This is a genomic window from Gluconobacter cadivus, from assembly GCF_015244745.1.
GTDB classification, from domain to species: Bacteria; Pseudomonadota; Alphaproteobacteria; order Acetobacterales; family Acetobacteraceae; genus Gluconobacter; species Gluconobacter cadivus.
In genome coordinates this window covers 1-4181 of record NZ_JABCQI010000020.1, presented here as the reverse complement: position 1 = coordinate 4181, position 4181 = coordinate 1, and the positions used below count along the sequence as shown (strand labels likewise).

The following is a 4181-nucleotide window of genomic DNA, read 5'->3' as shown; positions in this document are numbered from 1 at the left end:
TCCGGGACTTAAAACAAGCCTTTTCTTCTGGATTTCTGCGGGGTGTGGCGATCCCTAAGAAAAAGAAAAGAATCTAATCCCCCTGTTGTCCCCCCTTTTTCCGGTGGAAAACTGCCATTTCGAGACCTGTTCCGGCGCCCTGCGGGCGGGCTACGCCGCTTCCGCTCCGCGCTCGCCCAGACCCTGTAACGCCAGCAGAATCGGGCGAGAGAAAATGGCTCAGGAAGCGATGGAGGGGCTGGCCGGCTTTCCCATCCCGGTGACGGTCAGGGAAGATACCAGCCCGTGATGTTCCCCTTGGCGTCCGCGTTTGGGAAACAGACCGTGCCACCTTTCTGGCGTTCTGTGGTCCAGCCGTTCCCCTGGCACAGGGACAGCAGATCGAGGCTGCCCCGTCGATCGAGGCCATAAGCCCGCTGTCCGGCCGTGGTGTTCGCCCAGCTCGCGGCAGCCTCCTGATTGCGGGCTTTCTGGTATCCTTCCGCATGTCCGGTTTCCCACCCGGACCGCTGACCGAAGAAATATCCACCGCCAAACGCCACCAGAACGATCAGGAAGGCTGTTAGACCTGTCCAGAGTAGAGATGAACGTATTTCCGTCTGACTGGCCTGTAGCGCCTCCTGTGAAGCTTCTGTGGCCTGTTTGAGCGCGGCCTGCATTTCGGCCGACAGGGTGTGTTCCTGCTGGTTTCGAGTGGCCTGATCGGATCGAACGGCCCGGAGCAGACGGTTCGTCTCCGCCATTTCCCGGCCGAGCTGGTCGAACGCGGCCAGTCCGTCATTCAGCTCGCGTTCGTCGGTCATGACTTGTCAGGTTCCGGCTTCTGCCAGCCCTCGAACGCCTTGTGGTCATGGTCTCGGGTGATGCGTTTCATCAGTTCGTCAATGACCCGTCCGAAGCGTTCATCCTTCCCGGCCGCATCGATCAGCAGCCCCCCGAGAATGACCTTGCGGCGGGTGTCCTTCTTGCGTTCCTCAGCGGTCTGTCTGGCGAGCAAAGCCTGATACCGGGCCTTGGCCTGCTCGACCTGTTGTCTGGCCCGTTCGATGGGCGTCAGTTCCGGCACAGCATTTCCTCTTTCCGTCTGCCCTGTTTCCAAGACATTCTTGCCTCTCGACGGGAGTCGAAACAACCCTTGCGACGAAGGAGTAAAGGGCGCACTTTAGCATTGTTCCAATGCGTGCGTCGGGGACGTTCCTTCCCTGAACCCTTCCTGAACGGAGCGAGACGTGGCGATCTACCACCTGTCCGTCAAATCCATATCGCGTTCGGCAGGTCGCAGCGTTGTGGCTGCGGCGGCCTATCGTGCCGGTCAGGAACTGACGGACGAGCGGCAGGGCCTGACGCACGACTACACCCGTAAGCAGGGGGTAGAGGATGCGTTCATCGTGGCCCCGGATGGCGCGGACTGGGCGCAGGACCGGAACGCCCTGTGGAACGCAGCCGAGGCGGCAGAGAAGCGGAAAGATGCCAAGACCGGCCGGGAATACGAGCTGGCGTTACCGGCCGAACTGGATGCGGGCGCACGGAAGGAATTGGCTCGGGATTTCGCGGCCGAGCTGGTGGAGCGGTACGGGGTGGTGGCCGATGTGGCGATCCATGAACCCGGCCGGGAAGGAGACAACCGGAACCATCACGCGCACATTCTGACCACGACCCGAACGGCCGGAGCGGATGGTCTGGGAGCTAAGACGCGGGTTCTGGACGTTGCCAGCACGGCCTCGGGGGAGATTGAGCGTTTGCGGGAAGTTTGGGCCCGTCAGGTAAATCAGGCGCTGGAACGGCACCAGGTCGAACAGCGGGTGGATCACCGGAGCTTCGAACGCCAGGGGAATGAACAGGAGCCAACCCGGCACATGGGTGTGTCAGCGACCGCCCTAGAGCGTCAGGCGGGCCGCGAGAACCCTGGCCGGGAGCCGGTGACGGATCTCGGGAAGCAGAACGCGGAGATCCGCGAGCGGAACCGGGTTCTGGAAACGGCCCGCAAGGCCGTGGAGAAGGCGCAGGAGCTGTTCTCCGGCCTTGAGAAGCGGGCGCGGCTGGCGGTCGGTCTGGCCCGGAAGATCGGGCAGCGGATGGAGCGGGAGAGGGAGGCCGAACGCCAGCGGAAGGAGTTGGCGCGTCAGGCTGAGATCAGGCGGGAAATGCAGCGCCAGCAGGACATACGGGCGGCTGAGGAAGCCCGGAAAGCCGCCGAGATGGAACGGCAGAAGCGGCGCGCCAAAGAGATTGAACAACCGACATTTAGGCGGTCCCGTGATCGGGGGCCAAGTATCGGATTTTAAAAACATAGAGTTATTTATTCGGGCATTATATTGCTTTTGCCGATATTGCATTTCTCACATAGAGATTGAAGGTTTTGTAAAGTTGTTTCGCCACCTTTGCTCCATGGGATTATATGATCAACGTGTAATTTAGCGCCAGATTGAGGAGTAGCTCCGCACATTTGGCAGGAAGCGCCATCACGCATAAGAACTAGCGCTCGTAATCGCCAATTTATATTTCTTGGAGATTTATTTATACTTATATTTTTTTCGATGTTTGGCTCTGACTTGGCAACATCAGCATCATTTGCCCATGCTACAAAAGCCTCTAAAGCTTTTCGCCAACTACCGAAGCGTTTTTCGTAAGTCCCGGCTGAAAATAAAGAGATAGATGGTTTTATGTCATTATACCTCGGTTGGCGACCTGTGGTATTCCAAACCGTTACAATGTTTTCAAATAATTCGTCATTTGTAATATTTAAATTTCTAGTCTTCTTTAATCCTGCCTTCTCTAATACGAGAAACCAAGAACCGAACCTTCTTGTTAGTGTTGTTGCGTGGAATTTACCAAGATCGTTGTATTCATCTATTGTTATTTTATCCTTGTTTAACTTTTTTGCGACGTTAATAACGTCAGATATCAGCTCTTCTTCAGAAGAATTTCTGTGGTGAGTATCAAGAGTGTATTTCATTATTTAATATCAACTGTAATTATCTATCCTGCGACATATGCCAAATTCGGAGAACTTTTACGACTTTGGCGGTTTCATCGACTTCGTAGAGTAAGACATAGGGATGCACGACAACCCACTCGCGAATGTTGTCTTCCCCTTCCCTGCCTATGCTGGGAAACATGGCAAGGTCGGTAGTGGCGTCGATCAGCCGGAGCAAAATCCGTTTGGCCGCGTGAGGATTGCGCGGAAGCAGATAGTCAACGATGGCGGCCCGGTCTGTCAGGGCTTCATCGGACCATTCAACCCGCACGCCGTTCCTCGTGCGGCAGGGCGTCAATAGCTGCCTGAACGCGGGCCAGATCAGCTTTCAGAATTGCCAGCACCTGTTCGGCCGGGACAGCCGGTTTCGTGCTGCTCCGTGCCTTGCGGATCGCAGCTCTTTTGGCAGCCAGCTCGTCGGAAAGGTCAGTCATGACGCACCTCCATGCAGAAGTTCGAGTTGCATGGGCGGCCGTGTTTCCGTGGCCTGTGCCTTGCGGATATCTAGCGAGCCATTCCATGCCACATGCGGGTTAATGAAATACACGGCTACGCCTCGACCCTGCATTCCCTCGATTTTGCGGCGTTCGCGGCGGATTACGCCCATTTTTTCCAGCGTGCCCATGATGGTGCTGACATGCCTAGGGGCACAGCCGATTTCCTTGGCGAGCTGGTCACGGTTAAGCAGCACCTCGCCGGTGTCCTGCCGGAGATTAAGCAGCACCAGATCGAAGGCATGGCGGACCTGATGAGGCCGGTCATCGGATGGCAGGGCGCGGATGGCGTCCCAGATCGCAGCGGTCTGCATACGGCTCAACATGGTGAAACCTCCCGGCCAAAGCCCTTCGGTAGTGTCTGGTCGCGCTGCCTTCTGGAGCGCGTGTGTGATCTTGGAAAGGGCTAAACGCGCCTCTCCCGGCAGATGCTTCAGCAGTTCTTCAGACAGGAGCGAGAGCTGCTCGGCCGCCTGTGCGGCTTCCTCCTGTTCGGATCGCTGCTGCCTTGTGGTGAGGCGCACAATTTGGGCCATACTTCGCTCCTTGTGGAGAACCCGTTTTTAAGTCCCGGATTCCGGGATCAATTAGTCCCGGAATCCGGGACTTAAAACAAGCCTTTTCTTCTGGATTTCTGCGGGGTGTGGCGATCCCTAAGAAAAAGAAAAGAATCTAATCCCCCTGTTGTCCCCCCTTTTTCCGGTGGAAAA

The 4181-nt window shown here is 56.8% G+C and carries 7 protein-coding genes; 1 reads left to right on the top strand and 6 read right to left on the bottom strand.

Annotation, left to right across the window (positions count from 1 at the left end; translation table 11 throughout):
* Positions 1-266: 266 nt before the first annotated feature.
* The gene (locus HKD28_RS15460) at positions 267-803 is read right to left on the bottom strand and encodes a replication protein (protein ID WP_194269098.1); all 537 of its coding nucleotides are present in this window, start codon (positions 801-803) and stop codon (positions 267-269) included.
* Positions 800-1057: a mobilization protein gene (locus tag HKD28_RS15455; RefSeq protein WP_194269099.1), complete on the bottom strand. Its 258-nt coding sequence runs from the start codon at positions 1055-1057 to the stop codon at positions 800-802. Before HKD28_RS15455 ends, HKD28_RS15460 begins: the two co-directional genes overlap by 4 nt.
* A 172-nt stretch (positions 1058-1229) precedes the next feature.
* Between HKD28_RS15455 and mobQ the strand changes: the two genes are divergently transcribed.
* Positions 1230-2285, top strand: a complete 1056-nt coding sequence (mobQ, locus tag HKD28_RS15450; protein WP_194269097.1) for a MobQ family relaxase — start codon at positions 1230-1232, stop codon at positions 2283-2285.
* 14 nt (positions 2286-2299) lie between these two features.
* Here mobQ and HKD28_RS15445 read toward each other — a convergent pair whose 3' ends face one another.
* From HKD28_RS15445 to HKD28_RS15430, 4 genes are read right to left on the bottom strand one after another with little or no spacing between them, the layout of a single operon-like run.
* Complete coding sequence (locus HKD28_RS15445; protein WP_194269096.1) at positions 2300-2956, bottom strand: homing endonuclease associated repeat-containing protein; 657 nt, start codon at positions 2954-2956, stop codon at positions 2300-2302.
* Between the two features lie 19 nt (positions 2957-2975).
* Positions 2976-3248: a type II toxin-antitoxin system RelE/ParE family toxin gene (locus tag HKD28_RS15440; RefSeq protein WP_194269095.1), complete on the bottom strand. Its 273-nt coding sequence runs from the start codon at positions 3246-3248 to the stop codon at positions 2976-2978.
* A complete protein-coding gene (locus HKD28_RS15435) occupies positions 3238-3411 on the bottom strand; it encodes a hypothetical protein (RefSeq protein WP_165919977.1) in 174 nt (57 codons plus the stop codon). Before HKD28_RS15435 ends, HKD28_RS15440 begins: the two co-directional genes overlap by 11 nt.
* The gene (locus HKD28_RS15430; RefSeq protein WP_194269094.1) at positions 3408-4007 is read right to left on the bottom strand and encodes a helix-turn-helix domain-containing protein; all 600 of its coding nucleotides are present in this window, start codon (positions 4005-4007) and stop codon (positions 3408-3410) included. Before HKD28_RS15430 ends, HKD28_RS15435 begins: the two co-directional genes overlap by 4 nt.
* Between the last annotated feature and the right edge of the window lie 174 nt (positions 4008-4181).

What these genes read in the sequence shown, in the direction of transcription:
- HKD28_RS15460 (WP_194269098.1), bottom strand. Translation starts at nt 803, where the DNA reads ATGACCGACGAACGCGAGCTGAATGACGGACTGGCCGCGTTCGACCAG.
- HKD28_RS15445 (WP_194269096.1), bottom strand. Translation starts at nt 2,956, where the DNA reads ATGAAATACACTCTTGATACTCACCACAGAAATTCTTCTGAAGAAGAG.
- HKD28_RS15435 (WP_165919977.1), bottom strand. Translation starts at nt 3,411, where the DNA reads ATGACTGACCTTTCCGACGAGCTGGCTGCCAAAAGAGCTGCGATCCGC.
- HKD28_RS15430 (WP_194269094.1), bottom strand. Translation starts at nt 4,007, where the DNA reads ATGGCCCAAATTGTGCGCCTCACCACAAGGCAGCAGCGATCCGAACAG.